Source organism: Saccharopolyspora erythraea (assembly GCF_018141105.1).
In the GTDB taxonomy this organism is placed as follows: domain Bacteria; phylum Actinomycetota; class Actinomycetes; order Mycobacteriales; family Pseudonocardiaceae; genus Saccharopolyspora_D; species Saccharopolyspora_D erythraea_A.
Map to the genome: position 1 here is coordinate 6,926,695 of NZ_CP054839.1, position 16,972 is coordinate 6,943,666.

Below are 16,972 nucleotides of genomic sequence, written 5' to 3' on the forward strand. Positions count from 1 at the left end.
GAACGACCTTGCGGGAGCGCGCGGAGACTGCATAGGCTCGCCGCTCCGCACGGTGGCGCGGGGGTCATCGGCCGGCCGTGGAAAGCGAGGCCGCGAGGACCCCGATCCGGCGCGGACGGTGGCCACGACCACCGCGCCGGAGCCCGGAGAACCACATCCGGGTGCCCGCGCCCGCCTTGCGGAAGGCCCGGTGAGTCCCTCACCCGGCGCGGCAGGTGGACCTCGTCCCGCCGGGAGGGCGCGACGGGCCATCGCCTGCACGCGCCGGCGGTCATGGCTGCGCGCCTGGCGACGCCACGCGCCGCGGGTCTGACACAATTTCATCGCCTGCGCCTTGCGCGGTGGCGGCTTGAGTGCGACTTGAACGCGATCCGAACGGGTATCGCGAGGAGCGCGGACGGCAAGGTGCCGCGCAAGAAGCTGGAGGCGTTGAGTCCGGTGTCCTTCCTGATCCGGGTGCAGATTCCGGACCGCCCGGGAACGCTCGGTGCGGTGGCGAGCGCGCTGGGCGAGATCGGTGCCGACATCCTCAGCGTCGATGTCGTCGAGCGCGGCAACGACATGGCGATCGACGACATGGTGGTGGAGCTGCCCTCCGGACGTCTCCCGGACGTGCTGATCACCGCCGCGGAGTCGGTCGCGGGCGTGGAGGTCGACGCGGTGCGCCCCTACGCCGGGGTCCTGGACACCCACCGGGAGCTGGAGCTGGTCGAGGAGATCGCCGCCGAGCCCGCGCGGGGCCTGCAGATCTTCGCCGAGGGCGTGCCGCGCATCATCCGCTCCGGCTGGGCGGTCGTGTTCGGGCACCGCTCCGGTGGCGCCGAGCAGCTCGCCGCCAGCACCTCGGCCCCGCAGGAGGGCTACCTGGAGCTGCCGTGGCTGCCGCTGCCCAGGGCGACGATCCTCGACGGCGACGAGCCGTGGGTGCCCGAGACCTGGCAGGAGCTCGGCACCGAGCTGGCCGCCACCCCGATCGGCAAGCCCGACCGGGTGCTGCTGGCCGGGCGGCCGGGCGGGCCGATGTTCCGCGCCGCCGAGGTGGCCAGGCTCGCCCACCTGGCCGGCATTGTCTCGGTGGTCCTCGACGGCTGACCTCGGGGCCGCCCGGGCGCGGGCGGCTCTCGGGACCTGGCGACGGGCGTCGGATCGCCGGACCCGGCCGGGCAGCTTGCTTCGCCCAAGTGACCAAGCGTTGATTCCGGACCGGCCACAGGCCGCTCTCGCGCCCCCACGGCAGGCGTCGGATCGCCGGACCCGGCCGTGGGCGATGCGTTCTGGCGGCCAGGCGTTGGCCAGCCGGAACCGGGCTTCCGCGCGTCGCCTGAACGATTTCGTTCCCGTCCCGGAGAGACCGCCTTCACTCCAGTCCTGCGAAATGGGCCGATGGCGCCCCGCAGCGGCGGCGCCCGGCTGGGGCCGTAGGCGCTCCAGGGCGTCCGGCTCAGCTCAGCTCGAGGACGTAGGCCATCAGGTGCAGCCCGGGTTCCGGCTCCCAGTCGCGGTCGGGCGCCCGCCGGAAACCGAACCGCTCGTAGAGTCCGTGCGCGACGGTCATCGACGCCTGGCTGGTGAGCACGACCCGCTCGTGCCCCTCGACGCGCGCGCGATCGACCACCGCCCGCACCAGCGCCCGGCCGACGCCGCGCCCCGAGGCTTCGGGCGCGACGGCCAGCATCCGGAACTCCATCTCGCCCCGCCTGGCGATGTTGGCGTAGTCGCCCTCGCCCCTGGCCAGGGTGACCGAGCCGAGCACCCGGCCGCCCTCGACGGCGACCAGCAGCTCCGCGCGCCGCGCCCGGTCGGCCACGTCGCGCAGCCTGCGCACGTATCCGTCGTCGGCGGACAGGTGCCCGCCGTCGACGTAGGCGCGAGCGGTCAGGTCGGCGACCGCTTCGAAGTCGTCCGGCCCGACGGGCCGGACCGTGATCGTGGAAGGCGGCGTCGTCATCGGCGGCCTCACTCGGCGGGCAACGCCGATTCGGCGGCCGCTTCCGGGCCTTGCTCCAGCAGGACGCGGAAGCCGTCCTCGTCCAGGACCGGCACCTTCAGCTGCATCGCCTTGTCGTACTTGGAGCCGGGCGCCTCACCGACGACCACGAACGCGGTCTTCTTCGACACCGAGCCGGCGGCCCGGCCACCGCGCGCCATGATCAGCTCCTTGGCCTCGTCGCGGGAGAAGCCCTCCAGCGACCCGGTGACCACGATCGACAGGCCGGTCAGGTGGCGCTCGATCGACTCGTCGCGCTCGTCGGCCATCCGGACGCCGGCCTCGCTCCACTTGCGCACGATCTCGCGGTGCCAGTCGACGTCGAACCACTCGCGCACGGCGGTGGCGATCGTCGGGCCGACGCCCTCGCCTGCGGCCAGCTCCTCCTCCGACGCCTCCTGGATGCGGTCGAGCGAGCCGAACTCGCGGGCCAGCACGCGCGCCGCGATCGGTCCCACGTGCCGGATGGACAGCGCCACCAGCACCCGCCACAGCGGCTGCTGCTTCGCCGACTCCAGGTTGGCCAGCAGCTTGCCGCCGTTGACCGACAGGCTGCCGTCGTCGGTGCGGAACAGCGTGGTCTTGAGCAGCGCCTCCTCGTTGAGGTCGAACAGGTCGCCCTCGTCGAAGACCACGCCCGCCGACAGCAGCGCCGACACGCCCTCGTAGCCCAGCACCTCGATGTCGAACGCCTTGCGCCCGGCGAGCTGGAAAAGCCGCTCGCGGCGCTGCCCGATGCAGTTGCGCGAGTTCGGGCAGCGCAGGTCGACGTCGCCCTCCTTCTGGTGGGCCAGCGGGGTGCCGCAGTCGGGGCACTCGGTCGGCATGACGAACTCGCGCTCGCTACCGTCACGGACGTCGACGACGGGCCCAAGGACCTCGGGGATCACGTCACCGGCCTTGCGGATGACCACCCGGTCGCCGATCAGCACGCCCTTGTGGCGGACCTGGTCGGCGTTGTGCAGGGTCGCCCTGGCCACCGTCGAGCCCGCGACCTTGACCGGCTCCATCACCGCGTACGGGGTGACCCGTCCGGTGCGGCCGACGGCGACCTGGATGTCCAGCAGCCGGGTGGTGGCCTGCTCCGGCGCGTACTTGTAGGCGATCGACCAGCGCGGGGCGCGCGAGGTGGCGCCGAGCCTGCGCTGCAACGACACCTCGTCGACCTTGACCACGACGCCGTCGATCTCGTGCTCGGCGGAGTTGCGGTGCTTGCCCCAGTAGTCGATGTGCTCCAGCACCTCGTCCACCGTCGACAGCACCTTGGTGTGCGGGGAGACCCGCAGGCCCCACGCCCGCAGCGCCTCGTAGGACTCCGACTGCTGCCTCGGCTCGAACCCCTCGCGCTTGCCGAGGCCGTGGCAGATCATCCGCAGCGGGCGGCTCTTGGTCACCCGCGGGTCCTTCTGCCGCAGCGAGCCGGCGGCGGAGTTGCGCGGGTTGGCGAACGGCGGTTTGCCCGCCTCCACCAGCGACGCGTTGAGCTGGGCGAACTCGTCGACCCGGAAGAACACCTCGCCGCGGATCTCCACCAGCGCGGGCACCGGGTACTCGTCGGTGCCGGTCAGCTGGTCGGGCACGTCGTCCATGGTTCGGACGTTGAGCGTGACGTCCTCGCCGGTGCGGCCGTCGCCCCTGGTCAGCGCGCGTTCGAGCTTGCCGTCTCGGTAGAGCAGGTTGATGGCCAGGCCGTCGATCTTCAGCTCGCACAGGTAGTGCGCGGAGGAGCCGACCTCGCGCTCGACCCGCTCCACCCAGGCGCGCAGCTCGTCGGGGTCGAAGGCGTTGTCGAGGCTGAGCATCCGCTCCAGGTGGTCCACCGCGGTGAAGTCGGTGGAGAAGGTGCCGCCCACCACCTGCGTCGGCGAGTCGGGGTCGCGCAGCGCCGGGTGGTCGGACTCCAGGGTCTGGAGCTCGGTGAACAGCTCGTCGAACTCGCCGTCGGAGATCGTCGGCGAGTCCAGCACGTAGTACCGGAACTGGTGCGCGCGCACCTGCTCGACGAGATCGGCGTAGCGCTCCCGCACCTGCGCGGGCACGTCCTCGACGCCCTCGGCCGTCGCACCGGCCTCGGCCTCGCTGGTCATTCCGGCGACCGACGCGTCGTCGAGCTCGGCGCGGTCGGCTGGGTCGTTGCTGGTCACCCCACGAGACTAACCAGCAGGGCCGACACAGGCGCCCGGTGTCTGGCTCCGGCGCGGCGGCGGGGCGGGCGGGGCCGCGGCCGTGAGGTCGCGGTGGCGGGCGCGCAGGGCTGGGGCGGGGACGGAGGTGGGGCGGCGGCGCGGCGGCGTGGCAGCGGTGGCCGGGCGGCGTGGCAGCGGTGGCCGGGCCGCGGCCGTGAGGTCGCGACGGCGGGGTCCGCGGCGGCGTGGCCGCGGTGGCCGCGTCGCGACGGCGTGGGCGCGGTGGCGGGGGGCTGGGCGGTGTTGCCGCGATGCGGGCGCGAGGTGATTGGGCTGCGCCCACGCTCAGGCACGCCACCCTCGGACGACGGGCCCGTGGCGCATGCAGTGCGGACCGGGCGCACGCCTCTAGTCCGCCGTTCGATGGTCTCCGATTGGCGGTTAACCAGTCGGCGGTCAACCAGTCGGCGGTCAACCAGTCGACGGTCCGGCGCTCCCGGGCCCACCGTTTGAGCGTCCCCCGCTCGCCGGCCGATCGGCCCGCCAAACGACAGGCCCACAAACTGGCTGCTCGCCTGTCCGCGAGCGCACCAGCGGTCCACCAGCGCAGCTGGCGGTCCACGGGACGGCCGACCACCCGTCAGCCGACCGTCAGTCAGCCGACCCCCGGTTCAGGGACCTCCGGTCGAGGGTCCGCCACATTCCGCCGCACGATGAGTCGCCTGAACCCGCGGCACACGGTGTTCCCCGGCCGACCGTCCGAGTGTCCCCGGCCGACCGTCCGAGTGTCCCCGGCCGACCGTCCGAGTGTCCCCGGCCGACCGTCCGAGTGTCCCCGGCCGACCGTCCGAGTGTCCCCGGCCCGCCGTCCGAGTGTCCCCGGCCGACCGTTCGAGTGTCCGCGGCCTGCCGTCCGAGTGTCCCCGGTTCGCCGCCCTACGCCTGTTCGCCGCCCTACGCCTGCTCGCCCGACTCGCCGGGCTCCTCCTCCCCGGCTCCGCCGTTGTCGAGGGCCCGCACCAGGTCTCGGAACTCCAGCAGTCCGATCGCGCCCTGCGGCTCGTTGTCGGCGGTCTCGACGCGGCCGATGCGGTCGGCCGCCAGCCGCTCGCCGAGCGTGGCGTCCAGCGGCAGGAACGTCAGCGCCGCCCGCGCCTCACCCTCCAGCGCGGCGAAGCCCGGGTGGTAGACGGCGACGTCGACCAGCCCTTCCGCCTCGTCGACCTGCGGTGCGACCCGGACGTCGGCCAGCGCGTACTTCTCGCCCCGCAGGTTGACCGTGACCTCGGTCGGGTCCGGCACCGGCGGGATGGAGTCGTGGTACTCGAACAGCGAGTCGGCGGCGGGGGCCGCCGCGATCCACGCATCGGTGTAGGGCCGCAGCTCCGGGTCGGCCTGGCTGGTCATGACCAGCGCGTACACCGCCGTCTCGCCGCGTTCGATGGAGATCGTCAGGTTGGGGTGCACCGCCGCGGCCAGCTCGGCGAGCTGGTGGTCGACGCGGTGCGGGACGCTGTCGCCGAGCGCGGCGCTGACCTCGGGAAGCAGGTCGTCCCAGCGCCGCCAGAACTCCTCGGCGCGGGCCGCGGCGTCGGCTTCGACGTCGACGGGCCCGGATTCGTCCTCGGCACGGTTGCGGCGGTGCAGGAACTTCAGCATGGCCCCCATTGTGCAGGCCGACCCCGCTGCGCCGTGGCTAGTCGAGCCGATCCGCCAGCGCCCGCGCCACGACCGCGGCCAGCTCACCGGTTTCCAGGCCGCGGACGTGGCCGGCCGCCGACAGCGTCGTGAACACCGCGACCAGCGGGTCGTCGTGGGTGGCCTGGCGCAGGACCTCGGCGGCGCGCACCTGGTTGCGGACCTTGCTGGTGGCGCGGTGCAGGTGCAGCAGCCACGTCCACTCCCGCACGGCTTCGCTGATCGCCGCCCGATCCATCCTGCCGCCGTCGGCGGCCGAAGCCAGAACCGCGCTGATCACCGGGTGGTCGAGGCATTCGGCGGACTGGACCGCGCGCCGTGCGACGGCGACCGCCGCGCGCCGGCGTGCCGCGTCGTCGGCCACGCGCAGCGCCTCGATCAGCTCACGCGGGTACCGGCCGTCCAAGCGGTCCAGCGCATCCGGCACGTCACGCAGGTCGTCGGGCCAGGCCGCCACCGGGAACGTGACGAAGTCGCCCTCGAACCGGCTCGGGGTCAGGGTCTGGCCGGTGACGCGTGCCGCGAGCGCCAGCATCAGCGGCACCGTGCCCGACTCCCGCTCCGCGTCCGACCACGACATTCCCGCGCGCACCCCCTCCAGCGCGTCGGGCCTGCTGCCGACGCGGTACTCGGGCAGCGGCGCCTCGAACGCCGTCCACAGCTCACCGTCGACGGCGTAGGAGAAGCGGGTAAGCCGGTCGACGTTCCAGAACGCCGAGACGGCCTCGGTTCCGGCGCTGACCCGGCGCAGCACCTCGTCGCGGGTGCCCTGCCAGCCGTTGTCCTCCACGACCAGCGACCACTCGCCGAGGACCTGGATGCCGATCATGGAGTACTGCTCGTGGTGGGCGAACGACTCCTCGCAGAACTCGTCGAAGTCGAGTTCGCGGGCGTAGTCCGACACCGCGCCGAACGCCTCGGCCACCGGGTCGATGTCGGTCCCGCGAACGAAGGTCAGGCACGCCGCTTCCTGGATCGTGCTGTGGTGGATCCAGCCGAACCGCTCGGCCTCATGGCTCCCGGCGTTGCTGCGCACGCACTTTTCTTACCACCGCGCCGCACCGCCCCGGGCCGGAACGGGAAAAATTGATCTTGCTTACTCCAGGGCAACCTCAGGAGGCCCATGCGATCTGCACGACGACTTCGTCCTCGCCGGGACGCAGGAGCACGGCCCTTCCGGGTGGGCGTGGCACGGACCAGACGCCTGGCAGGAGTTCGCCGTCACGCTCCTCACCGCTGAGCACCAGCGAGGCGCAGCCGGAAGCGAGCATCCGCTGCAACAGCCCCTGCTCCAACGCGTTTCGGGAGTTGATCGAGTTCCGGGTGACGACGAGGTGGAAACCGATGTCCTCCGCCACGAAGGGTTCCAGCACGTCGAACAGATGCCGACTGCCGTGCGCCATCTCGTAGTCGTTGATCAGGAAGAAGATCCGCCGACCTGCGAACGGACCGCCTTCGTCCTCAGCGGCACTGCGGCGCGTCCTGCGTTGGAGCTCTGCCACGACCTCCTCCGCGACAGCCTCGAACTCGTGCGGCATGGCCAGGTAGCGCATGTTCTGCGCTCCCGCCTCGCCGATCATCGATCGTTTGGGATCGACCAAGACCACCACGGCGTCCCCGGAAGGGTGTAGACGCACGATCTCCTCCAGCACGACGCGCAGCAGCGCGGTCTTTCCAGAGCCAGGTTCCCCCAGACACAGCACGTGCCTGGTGCGAGCGAGATCGAGTTCAGCCCATTCGTCCTGGCGACGCACCGGTCCGAGGGCGATGTTCTTGCTGGTTCCGCGGCCCGCTCGGTAGGGAACCTCCTTGGGGAGAACCTCCGGCTCCGGCGCCGGTGGCCACGGCCACGCCGCTGCGATGCGCCGGGCCAGGTCCGCGCCCTTGGCAAGACGTGGCTGGTGTGTTTCCTCCACACCTTGGAGCCACGGCAATGCCACCCGGTAGCTGTGTGCACCGTCAGCGCCCACACCTGGATCTCGGCTTCGGAGTTCGAGCTCGGTGGCCCCGGCCAGCAGCCAATCCGGCAACTCCTCGTGCTTTTCGCACGAGATGAACAGGTGCACCCCGCAAGCGGGCCCGCTCTCCGCTACAACGCGAATTCGGGGCACCAAATCCGTAATCGCCGCAAGTCCCGGCCACCCCTCGATGATGAGGTAGACGACGCCGAACTCGTCTTCCGGGTCGTCGGCCCCACTTCTCCGTCGCCCGGTGCGCTGCCGGATCAGGTACTCGATGTCGTCGACGATCGCTCGCGCCAGCACCAGGTCCCCGCTCGTGGCGGTGCAGCCGAGATGCGGGAGTTCCCGCAGGAAATGGACTTTGGAAGGCCCACCGGCCACGGAAAGACCGTAGAACTGGAGTTCACGTGGTGTCCGCGTCAGCGCCATCGCCAGCATCGCGGAACAGATCGCGTAAGCCCTCCCCGATCCGGCGTTGCCGGATACGACGATGTTCCCTTTCGGGCCGCCGACCGGAACCGTCAAGAGCTTCGTGCGGCCTTCCTCGGGTACATCGACCAAGCCGATGGGCACTTCCGCAGCCCCGGCGAATCCGGTTGCCGACAAGCCACGCTCTTCTGATGCCGCCAGCTCCCCCAGCACGTCGCCGAGAGTGATGGGCGTGGAAAGCGGTGGAACCCACTGCGCTGTCTGAACCGGGGCGTCCTCCACCATCTTTTCGATCAAGGGCTGCCAGTCGTCCTTGCCGGGCCCCCAAGCCGTGAATCGGACTTCCGCCGCTCCGTCGGCTACGAGGAAGCCGGCTCCCGGAACTGTTTCGGGGAGCCTCGCAGCCTCGTCCGTGCCCATGGCGAGGCGGGAGCTTTCGGCTTCCACGGTCCATTGCACAATCCGCAAGGCGCATCGCTGGACGAACTCCGGACGCCGAACGCCGGCAAGCCCGTGAGCCTGGAGGAGCACGTGGATGCCGAGACGCTCTCCCTCTTCCATGGCTGCGAGGAGAGGTTCGGCGAGCGCCGGCTCGTCCCCCAGCGCGTCACCGAAGCGGTGGATCGCGATGACCGCCGTCGGCATGGGCGGCAACTCAGCCACCTCCCGCACCGCGCGCTGATATGCCCTCGCGTCGGGGAGGTCGGCGTGGGCGAGCAGGAAGCGGCGGCGGCTGAGCTCGCGAGCCAGCTGTTCGGCGGCTGAGCTCGCACCTCGGCGTCGTGCATCCCACGCCCGGGTGCTTGCGTCGAGGACCACGTGCGGTGCGTCCTCGAGTCCGAGGAACGCTGTGTGGTCACCGGTCCTGATCAGTGCGATGTTGAGATCCTTGGGCGAATGCGTCCACATCAGGCTGAGCAAGAGGGTCCGGAGCCGATCGATCACGCTGCGATGGCCGCTTTCGCCGTGCGGTCTCAGCCTTCGGCTTCGTCGGCGAACATGCTGGCCAGGTCGCGGGTGAGGCCGATGGCTCGCCGGGCCCACGCCGGGGATGCCCCGGCGAAGCCGCAGGTCGGGGTGGGGACGCTGCGTTCTGCGAGGGTGCGCCGGGAGAAGCCGAGGCGGGCGGCGAGGTCGAACGCGGGCTGGGCCACCTGGCGCAGGGTGGTCTCGCGCTCGAGGCTGGGCACCAGGCCGAGGAACAGGGTGGTGCCCTCCTCCCAGGCTTCGCCGAGCTCGTCGGCGAACTCGCCCGTAACCTCGCCCAGGCCGGTGGCATCCAGCGCGATCGCCCCGGCCCCTGCCCTGCGCAGCAGGGCCACCGGTGGGCGCCGGGCGCAGCAGTGCACCACGACCGGGGAGCCGGTGGTCGCGGTGAGCCTCTCGATCACTTCGGCGAGCCTGCGCTGTGCGTCCGGGGCAGGAACGGCGGGCACGGTGCCGTAGCCGGACGGCGTGGGGATCCGGCCGTTGAGGACGGCGGGCAGCGACGGTTCGTCGAGCTGCACGACGACCCGCGCGCCGGTGCGCGCGGAGACCTGCGCGGCGTGCTCGGTGAGCCCCTCGGTCAGCGACTCGGTGAAGTCGCGCAGCGCGCCGTGGTCTGTCAGCACGCGGTGTCCGCGCATCAGCTCGATGCCCGCCGCGAGCGTCCACGGACCTGCCGCCTGCACCTTGACCACGCGGGGCGCGCCGGCCTCGGCAGCGGCCTGCTCGACGGCGTCGAGGTCCCACCTGAGCAGGTCGACGGCACGCTGCTGGTCGTGTCCCGGCCGCCCCGCGACGCGGTAGCCGGAGGGCACGACCTCGACGGCCAGATCGCCGACGAGCATGCCCGCCGTGCGTCCGATGAGGTCGGCGCCGACACCGCGCGCGGGCAGCTCGGGGAACGGCATCAGCCCGGGCAGTTCCCCGACGACGGTGCGTGCGGCCTCCAGTGGATCGGCACCGGGCATCGACCCGATGGCGGTGGCCGTTCCTGGTTCCCACGCTGCTTCGCTCACGCGGCCATTATCGGTGCGGGAGCGATGGAGGCCGAGAGGGGGCGACCAGCACCGGGCCGCCACCGGTGACGGGTGAGGACGCGCACGGGCGCGGACCGACACATCCAAGGGGACCGGAGTCCGTCCCACACGCGTCGTGGCGCTGACGCTCGGCTGCGCGGTTCTCCGTGCAGATGCCGCAGGGACAGGCCCGGCGACTCGCGTCTCCGCCCGAAAGCGGCGGAAAACCGGTCAACGCTCGACGAACTGCTCCCGCAGCACCCGCTTCAGCAACTTGCCCGAGCTGTTGCGCGGGAGGTCGTCGACGAACCGGACCTGCTTGGGAACCTTGAATCCCGCCAACGACTTGCGCGCGTGCTCCAGCAGATCGTCTTCATCCACGTCGGACTTGCGCACGACCACCGCGGCGATGCTCTCGATCCACTTCGGATCCGGCACCGCGATGACGGCGACCTCGGCGACGGCGGGATGCGTGTAGAGCGCGTCCTCGACTTCCCGGGAGGCCACCAGCACCCCACCGGTGTTGATCACGTCCTTGATCCGGTCGACCACGGTGACGTAGCCCTGCTCGTCCTGCCGCACCAGGTCACCGGAGTGGAACCAGCCGTCCCGGAACGCCTCCGCGGTCTCCTCGGGCTTGTCCCAGTAGCCCGTGCAGAGCTGCGGCGAGCGGTAGACGATCTCGCCCAGCTCGCCCGGCGCGACCTCGTTCCCCTGCTCGTCGACGACCTTGGATTCCACGAACAGCACCGGGCGGCCCGCCGAGTCCGGGCGCTCGTCGTGTTCCTCGGGACGCAGCACCGTCGCGAGTGGAGCGATCTCCGACTGGCCGAAGCAGTTGTAGAAACCCAGTCCCGGCAACGACTCCCGCAACCTGCTGAGCACCGGACCGGGCATGATGGACGCACCGTAGTAGGCCTTGCGCAGCGAGCCGAGGTCGCGCCTGCCGAAGTCGTCGTGGTTGGACAGCGCCACCCACACCGTCGGTGCGGCGAAGAACGCGCCGATGCGCTCTTCCTCGACGCGGCGCAGCACGTCCTGCGGATCGGGCGCCTCCACCAGCCGGTTGGTGGAGCCGATCATCAGGTGCGGCAACAGGAAGACGTGCATCTGCGCGGAGTGGTAGAGCGGCATCGCGTGCAGTGGGTCGTCGCCGTCGGTGAAGTCCAGGGCCACGACGCAGGAGACGTACTCGTGCAGCAGCGCGCGGTGCGTCATCATCGCACCCTTGGGGCGGGAGGTCGTGCCGGACGTGTAGAGCAGCTGCACCAGGTCGTCATCGGCGACATCTCCCGGCAGCGCCGGGACTTCACCCGACGTGCTCAGCTCCAGCAGCGACTTCTCCGCGCCGCGCAACGGGATCACGCGGTCGACGCCGGAGAGCGCGCCCGCGAGCGCCGGATCGGCCAGCGCGATGGTGCTGCCGGACTGCTCGACCAGGTAGCCGAGCTCGGAACCGGTGAGGTTGTAGTTGATCGGCACGTGCACCAGGCCGGCCCGCGCGCAGGCGAGGAAGCCGATCAGGTAGGCGTCGGAGTTCCTGCCGTAGGCGGCGACCCGGTCGCCCTTCGAGGCCCCGGCGGCCAGCAGCACGCCCGCGGCACGGGAGACCGCGTCGTCGAGCTCGGCGTAGGTCCACTCCCGTTCCTCGCCCGACCCGTCGGCGAACCGCAGCGCGACCCTGCCGGGCACCCGCGCGGCGGTGCGCCGCAACACGTCGCCCACCGTGCTGGCACGCGGATCGAGCATCGCAACCCTCCCACAGCGCTGTGATCGCAAGACACTATCGGCTCCGCGCACCCGGCACCAGACCGCTGTCCGCCGAAGGAACTCATCCATTGCTCCGCGGGCGAACTCCCTGCGCACCAAAGGAACGCCGCAGTTTCGCAACGGCAGGACAAGATCGATCGCGGTTCGGGAAATTTTTTCATCCGGGCCTTGTGCAACTGGCGAGTAACCCCCAATGTTTCTATCCCACACCGCTGCAATTGGGAAAACGGGAACAGCGGGGGGCACCTTCCTGGAGTCGGGGCCAGGCGGGTATCGGGACGGGCGGCTGTCGGGGGCCGCCCGCCCGGAACAACAGCCGGACTGGGGCCGGACGGGGGGCACAGGCGAAAGGGGCGCTGTGATCCAGGACCGACAGATCGAGCAACACGAACGAACCAGGGGGGTGCGGATCTCCGGCCACCGGACCGGGTCCGCACGCCGGACGAGCCCGGCTCGGCTGCTGCTCAGCGCAGCGTGGGTCGAGTTCCGGGCGTTGCTGCCCACGCGGTACGACGCCACGACCTGAATCCTGGCGGAACCGAGCAATTGACCCGGAATTGCCGCCTCCATCCGGGGGACGCGATTTCGACCCATCCAGATCGCAATTCCCGCAGCCGCGGCGAAACGAGGCAAGACCGTTTCGCGAAAGGATTCGCCCGGTCGGTCCACCGCACATGGCGGCCGAATGGACCAGAACGACGGCGAATCCCGGGGCGGCGGACCCCGAAGGCCATTCCACCGGCCCGCTGCAACCGCGCTAGCGCGGGCCCGACACGAGGGCGGCGTGAGCCGCATCGACCGCAGCAGTGCGGAACACGCTCACGTCGCCCTCGTTCGTGACGCAGTCCTGCAGACCGCCGACTGCGACGGTGGCCCGCGCCCACTGCTCGGGCGTGGCGTCGGCGCCGATGAGCAGCAGGTTGAGCCTGCGTCGCCAGTCGAGCATGTCCTGGAACAGCTCCAGGTCGGCCAGCACGCTCACGTCTCGCAGGATCATCCACAGCACCTCGCGGTGGCCTGCCATGACGTCGAAGTAGGACTCCAGCAGCGCGCGCCGGTCCACCTCGGCCGTCGACTCCGCCGACGACAGCAGCGCCACGACGTCGTCGGCCAGCGGCTGCACGATGCCGCGCGCCAGCTCCGCCTTGGACGGGTAGTGGTAGTACAGCGCCGCCTTGGTGATGCCGAGGCGTTCGGCGACCTCGCGCAGGCTGGTCTTCTCGAAGCCCTGCGCGGCGAACAGCTCCGCGGCGACCCGGCGGATCTCGCTCCTGGTGTCGGTCCTGGCCCTGGGCATGCCGCTGCTCCTCTCGCCGTCCGCTCGCGACATGGTACCCACCTGCCTGCCGACCGGTAATTTACTTGACGACCGGTAAGTAGTGTTCATACCTTCGTGCTCACGGCGCCGAACGACATCCCTGCGAACACGGGAAGAGCACATGGACAACACCGACGTCCTCATCTCCGGCGCGAGCGTCGCCGGACCGGCGCTCGCCCACTGGCTGCGCGCGCACGGCTTCAACCCGACCGTGGTCGAGCGGGCGCCCGCGCCGCGCGAAGGCGGCTACGGCGTGGACGTCCGCGGCGCAGCGGTCGACGTCGTCGAGCGGATGGGCGTGCTGGCGCAGGTCCGCGGCAGCGGGATCGACATGCGCGGCATCACCTACGTCGACGGCTCGAACCGGCCGCTGGCCGAGATCAGCACCGAGCAGTTCGACGGGCGCGGCAACGGCCGCGACCTGGAGATCATGCGCGGAGCGCTCAGCCGCATCCTCCACGATGCCACCGCGGACGGCGTCGAGTACGTCTTCGGCGACTCCGTCACCGGCCTCGAACCCGACGACGACGGCGTGCTCGTGACCTTCGAGCACACCGCACCCCGGCGGTTCCACCTGGTGATCGGCGCCGACGGCCTGCACTCGCAGGTGCGGGCGCTGGCCTTCGGCGCGGAGTCGCGGTTCCGGCGCCACCTCGGGCACCACATCTCGATCTTCAGCGTCGGCGGCCACCTCGCTGCGGACCGCTGGACGCTGCTGCACAACGTGCCCGGCAAGCTCGCGGGCGTCCACGCCTCCGACGGTGAGCTCGGTGCCACGGCGATCCTCGGCTTCGCGTCGGGGGAAATCCCCTTCGACCACCGCGATACCGGGCAGCAGAAGCGGATTCTGCGCGAGGCGTTCACCGGCGTGGGGTGGGAGGTGCCGCGGCTGCTCGAGGAGATGGAGCACGCGCCGGACTTCTACTTCGACTCGGTGAGCCAGATCCACCTGGACCGCTGGTCCCGGGGCCGGGTCGCGCTGGTGGGCGACGCGGGGTACTGCCCGTCGCCGTTGTCCGGCCAGGGCACCAGCCTCGCGCTGGTGGGCGCGTACGTGCTCGCGGGCGAACTGCGGGCGGCAGGCGGCGACCACCGCACCGCGTTCGCGCGCTACGAGGACCGGATGCGTGAGTACGTGCGGCAGAACCAGAAGATCGCCGAGTCGGGCGCGGAGGTGCTGATGCCGGCCAGCAGGACCCGGATCTGGCTGCGCAACCAGGTCATGCGGTTCATGTCGAGGTTCCCCGCGCTCGGCAGGCTCTCCGGCGGAATCCAGCGCGCCGCCAACGCGATCGAGCTTCCCGACTACGGCGCAGGACGCCCCTAGCGCGTCGCGGCGATCAGGGCGCTGCCGAGGACGAGGTCGCCCTCGTCTTCCGGCCGGTACAGCACGACGGCCTGCCCCGGCGCGACGCCACGCAGCGGCTGGCGGAGCCTGATCGACATGCCGCCGTCGGCGACCTCGGCGACGGCGTCCGCGGTGCCGCCGTGGGCCCGGACCTGCACGACGCACTCGGTGGGGCCGTCGAGCTCCCGCTCCGACGGCCAGATCGGGCGCTTGGCGTCGATCTCGGTGACGCCGAGGTGGTCGGCCGAGCCGACCGTGACCGTGCCCGACACCGGCTCCAGCGACAGCACGTAGCGCGGCCGGCCGTCGGGCGCGGGCGCGTCGATGCCGAGGCCCTTGCGCTGGCCGACGGTGAAGCCGTGCACGCCGGTGTGCTCACCGAGCACCGCGCCGCTCTCGGCGTCGACAAGCTGCCCGGGCTTCTGCCCCAGCTTCGACTCCAGGAACTTCTTCGTGTCGCCGTCGGGGATGAAGCAGATGTCGTGGCTGTCGGGCTTCTTGGCGACCGCGAGCCCGCGCTCGGCGGCTTCCTCACGCACCTGCGACTTGAGCGAGTCGCCGAGCGGGAACATCGAGTGCCGCAGCTGCTCGGCGGTCAGCGAGGCCAGCACGTAGGACTGGTCCTTGCCCTCGTCCCGGCTGCGCCGCAGCACCGGCACGCCGTCCTCGGCGGTGAGCCTCGCGTAGTGGCCGGTGCAGACCGCGTCGAAGCCCAGCGTCATCGCCTTTTCCAGCAACGCCTCGAACTTGATCTTCTCGTTGCAGGTCAGGCACGGGTTGGGAGTGCGCCCCGCGGCGTACTCGCCGACGAAGGTCTCGATGACCTCCTCGGTGAACCGCTCGGCGAAGTCCCAGACGTAGAAGGGGATGCCCAGGATGTCTGCCGCCCGCCGAGCGTCGTGGGAGTCCTCGATCGTGCAGCAGCCGCGGGCGCCGGTGCGCAGCGTGCCGGGTTTGGCCGACAGCGCCAGGTGCACGCCGACCACCTCGTGGCCGGCTTCCACCGCCCGGGCGGCGGCCACGGCGGAGTCCACCCCGCCGCTCATGGCAGCCAGTACTCGCACGCCTCACACCTCCGTCGGCGCGGACGCCCGCACCGAAGTCCTGCGCAGCCCGGCCGTACCGGCGCCGCGCGCTCGTTGCACCACCGGCCCGATCGCCTCGGTCAGCGCCTTGACGTCGGCCACCGTGGAGTCGTGGCCGAGGGAGAACCGCAGCGAACCCCGCGCCGCCTTCGGCTCGGCACCCATCGCCAGCAGCACGTGGCTGGGTTCGGCGACGCCCGCGGTGCAGGCCGAGCCGGTGGAGCACTCGATGCCCTTGGCGTCTAGCAGCATCAGCAGGCTGTCGCCCTCGCAGCCGGGGAAGGTGAAGTGCGCGTTGCCCGGCAGCCGCGACGGCCCGCCGCCGATCGCACCGTCACCGGGGTCGCCGTTGAGCACGGCGTCCGGCACCACCTCGCGGACACCGCGGACCAGGTCGTCGCGCAGCGCGGTCAGCTCCGGCACGTGCGAGGTCCTGCCGTCGACGGCCTCCCGCACCGCGCTCGCGAACCCCAGCACCGCGGGCACGTCGAGGGTGCCGGAGCGCACCTCGCGCTCCTGGCCGCCGCCGTGCAGCAGCGGCGTGCAGGCGACCTCGCGGGACAGCAGCAGCGCGCCGACGCCGTAGGGGCCACCGACCTTGTGCCCGGTCATCGTCAGCGCCGAGACGCCGGAGGCCGCGAAGTCCACCGGCAGCGTCTCGACCGCCTGCACCGCGTCGGTGTGCAGCGGCACACCGTGGCGGTCGGCCACCGCGGCCAGCTCGGCCATGTCGTTGACCGTGCCCACCTCGTTGTTGGCCCACATCACCGTGACCAGGGCGACCTCGCCGGGCGTCGCGCGCAGCGCCGCCTCCAGCGTCTCGGGCCGCACCCGCCCCAGGGAGTCGACCTCCAGCCAGGTCACCTCGGCCGCCTCGTGCTCGGCCAGCCACTCCACGGCGTCGAGCACGGCGTGGTGCTCGACGGTGGAGGCCAGGATGCGGCGGCGGGCCGGGTCGGCGGCCCTACGGGCCCAGAAGATGCCCTTGACCGCGAGGTTGTCGCTCTCGGTGCCGCCCGCGGTGAACAGCACCTCCGACGGCCGCGCGCCCAGCGCGGCGGCCAGCGCCTCCCGGGACTCCTCGACCGCGCGCCGCGCCCGCCTGCCCGAAGTGTGCAGGGAGGAGGCGTTGCCCAGCCGGGCCAACGCCTCGCTCATCACCGCGACCGCCTCCGGCCGCATCGGAGTGGTGGCAGCGTGGTCAAGGTAAGTCATCGCCGTTCCAGGGTAATGCAGCCGGATGGCCG

12 protein-coding genes are annotated in these 16,972 nt (G+C 71.6%); 2 read left to right on the forward strand and 10 right to left on the reverse strand.

Features of this window, described 5'->3' with window-relative positions; all coding sequences use genetic code 11:
* The first annotated feature begins 438 nt into the window (after nt 1-438).
* Nucleotides 439-1,092 (forward strand): amino acid-binding protein, encoded by a 654-nt coding sequence (locus HUO13_RS30955; protein ID WP_029621463.1) that lies wholly within the window; start codon nt 439-441, stop codon nt 1,090-1,092.
* A 349-nt stretch (nt 1,093-1,441) separates the two neighbouring features.
* Here HUO13_RS30955 and HUO13_RS30960 read toward each other — a convergent pair whose 3' ends face one another.
* The 8 genes from HUO13_RS30960 to HUO13_RS30995 all read right to left on the reverse strand — a co-directional run bounded on the left by HUO13_RS30960 (nt 1,442) and on the right by HUO13_RS30995 (nt 13,271).
* Nucleotides 1,442-1,948, reverse strand: coding sequence for a GNAT family N-acetyltransferase (locus HUO13_RS30960; protein ID WP_211898462.1), 507 nt, complete (start codon nt 1,946-1,948; stop codon nt 1,442-1,444).
* An 8-nt stretch (nt 1,949-1,956) separates the two neighbouring features.
* A complete protein-coding gene (ligA, locus tag HUO13_RS30965; RefSeq protein ID WP_211898463.1) occupies nt 1,957-4,131 on the reverse strand; it encodes an NAD-dependent DNA ligase LigA in 2,175 nt (724 codons plus the stop codon).
* Nucleotides 4,132-5,067: 936 nt separating this feature from the next.
* Entirely contained in the window at nt 5,068-5,772 is a 705-nt protein-coding gene (locus tag HUO13_RS30970; RefSeq protein WP_211898464.1) for a hypothetical protein, read from the reverse strand.
* A gap of 37 nt (nt 5,773-5,809) precedes the next feature.
* On the reverse strand, nt 5,810-6,847 hold the full coding sequence (locus HUO13_RS30975) for a DUF6461 domain-containing protein (protein WP_211898465.1): 1,038 nt from the start codon (nt 6,845-6,847) through the stop codon (nt 5,810-5,812).
* A gap of 76 nt (nt 6,848-6,923) precedes the next feature.
* Nucleotides 6,924-9,146, reverse strand: a complete 2,223-nt coding sequence (locus tag HUO13_RS30980) for an FtsK/SpoIIIE domain-containing protein (protein WP_211898466.1) — start codon at nt 9,144-9,146, stop codon at nt 6,924-6,926.
* 29 nt (nt 9,147-9,175) lie between these two features.
* Nucleotides 9,176-10,204: a methionine synthase gene (locus HUO13_RS30985; RefSeq protein ID WP_211898467.1), complete on the reverse strand. Its 1,029-nt coding sequence runs from the start codon at nt 10,202-10,204 to the stop codon at nt 9,176-9,178.
* A gap of 231 nt (nt 10,205-10,435) precedes the next feature.
* The gene (locus HUO13_RS30990) at nt 10,436-11,953 is read right to left on the reverse strand and encodes an acyl-CoA synthetase (RefSeq protein WP_211898468.1); all 1,518 of its coding nucleotides are present in this window, start codon (nt 11,951-11,953) and stop codon (nt 10,436-10,438) included.
* 778 nt (nt 11,954-12,731) lie between these two features.
* Nucleotides 12,732-13,271 (reverse strand): TetR/AcrR family transcriptional regulator, encoded by a 540-nt coding sequence (locus HUO13_RS30995; RefSeq protein ID WP_211898469.1) that lies wholly within the window; start codon nt 13,269-13,271, stop codon nt 12,732-12,734.
* Nucleotides 13,272-13,413: 142 nt separating this feature from the next.
* On the opposite strand from HUO13_RS30995, the gene HUO13_RS31000 reads away from it, so the two are divergent.
* Entirely contained in the window at nt 13,414-14,619 is a 1,206-nt protein-coding gene (locus HUO13_RS31000) for an FAD-dependent monooxygenase (protein WP_211898470.1), read from the forward strand.
* Here HUO13_RS31000 and mnmA read toward each other — a convergent pair.
* Complete coding sequence (gene mnmA / locus HUO13_RS31005; RefSeq protein WP_211898471.1) at nt 14,616-15,704, reverse strand: tRNA 2-thiouridine(34) synthase MnmA; 1,089 nt, start codon at nt 15,702-15,704, stop codon at nt 14,616-14,618. The two genes, HUO13_RS31000 and mnmA, sit on opposite strands and share 4 nt — an antisense overlap.
* Nucleotides 15,705-15,707: 3 nt before the next feature.
* Complete coding sequence (locus HUO13_RS31010; RefSeq protein ID WP_211898472.1) at nt 15,708-16,940, reverse strand: cysteine desulfurase family protein; 1,233 nt, start codon at nt 16,938-16,940, stop codon at nt 15,708-15,710.
* Nucleotides 16,941-16,972: the final 32 nt, after the last annotated feature.